This is a genomic window from Streptomyces sp. NPDC048484, from assembly GCF_040651415.1.
Classification (GTDB): Bacteria; Actinomycetota; Actinomycetes; order Streptomycetales; family Streptomycetaceae; genus Streptomyces.
On record NZ_JBEZJY010000144.1, the window covers coordinates 1 to 1,560 of the forward strand.

Annotated in this window: 1 protein-coding gene; it reads left to right on the forward strand. The window is 71.0% G+C overall.

From position 1 onward, the window contains the following. Nucleotides 1-68: 68 nt before the first annotated feature. On the forward strand, nucleotides 69-1,334 hold the full coding sequence (locus tag AB0D14_RS44955) for an IS701 family transposase (RefSeq protein ID WP_362791328.1): 1,266 nt from the start codon (nucleotides 69-71) through the stop codon (nucleotides 1,332-1,334). Nucleotides 1,335-1,560 lie beyond the last annotated feature (226 nt).

Consider the following 1,560-nt stretch of genomic DNA (forward strand, 5'->3'; position numbering starts at 1 on the left):
GCCCTTCAGTTGGAGATCGACTCTGCTGCGGTAGTTCGGTGATCTGCCGGCACGGGTAACTGCCGGGCATGCAGGCGCCGTTGTTGGACGTCCCGGTGCAGGTCACCGAGGAGGAGCGGGCTGCTGGCTTCGCCGAGCAGCTGGAAGAGCTGTTGCTTGATGTGGGGTTCGTCTTCCCGCGGGTCGAGCTGCGGCACCGGGCCGCCGCGTGCATCCGGGGACTGTTGGCCCCGCTTTCGCGCAAGAATGGCTGGCAGCTGGCCGAGTATGCAGGCGACCGGGATCCTGGCGGTCAGCAGCATCTGCTGGACCGGGGCCGCTGGGATCCGGATGTGCTGCGGGACTTCACTCGCCGCTACGCCATTGCCGGGCTCAAGGACGGCGGGCGGGGCCCGGGGCCGGGCGGGTCCGGGGTGCTGGTGATTGACGAGACCGGGTTCGCGAAGAAGGGCCGGGCCTCGGCCGGGGTGGCCCCGCAGTACTCCGGCGCGCTGGGCGGGGTCTTCCCCTGCCAGGTCGGGGTGATGGCGGCCTGGGTCACCACGGCCGGCCAGGCATTGATCGACAGGGAGTTGTACCTGCCCAAGGCGTGGACCGAGGACCGCACCCGGTGCCGGGCCGCCCACGTCCCCGAACGGGTCGCCTTTACGGTCAAGCCCCGCCAGGCCGAGGCGATGATCTCCCGGATCGTGCCCGACCTGCCCAAGGACCAGGTGTGGGTGGCCGCCGACGAAGTCTACGGACGCGACGGCGCCTTCCGCACGTTCCTGGAGGAGCACGCGCTGCCGTACGTGGTGGCGGTGCAGGCCAACCAGACCGTGCTGCCGCGTCCGGGCTGGCGCCACCTGGGCCGCCTGGTCGAGCGCTGCGCGAGGGAGGAAGACTGGGTCGAGGTGCCTGCTGCGGACCCCGCGGCCCGCTCCTTCCAATGGTGGGCGCGCCGCATCCCCGACCCCGACATGGAAACGGGCGCCGACGATCAAGCGCGCTGGCTGCTGGCCCGACGTCATCCCGATGATCCCGCGCAGCGCGAGTACCACCTGGGCTGGGGTCCGGCCGCCACCGGCGTGGAGGAGCTGATCGCGGTCACATCGGCGCGCTGGGGCGTGGAGGTCGCGATCAGACTGGCGAAGCAGGCCGCAGGGATGGCGGACTACGAGGTCCGTTCCTTCCACGGCTGGTACCGGCACATCAGCCTGGCCCAGCTGGCGGCCGCATTCCTGGCGGTGCAGGCCGCCGAGGCCGCTCGGGAGGACGCCGGAGGGCCACCGGCGGAGAGAGGGGGATCTGCCACCGGAGCGGAGGGTGTTCCCGCTCCCCGTGAGCCCCTATGAGGTCCGCCGCCTGGTGGTCCTGATGGCCCCTCGGCCCGCTGCACGGGAGCAGATCCGTCATGGTCTCGCCTGGTCACTGTGGCGACGCCTGCACCAAGCCATCGCGTACGAGTATCACCGCCGCCGACCCCGCAGCCCTCGAGGTCACACCCGCACCACGACATCCGGCCCACCACCACCGAACCGTCGAACTACCGCAGCGGAACCGATCTCCAACTGAAGGGCT

Bases quoted from the DNA above. Each gene is read 5' to 3' on its own strand.
- AB0D14_RS44955 (WP_362791328.1), top strand. From the start codon at position 69: ATGCAGGCGCCGTTGTTGGACGTCCCGGTGCAGGTCACCGAGGAGGAG.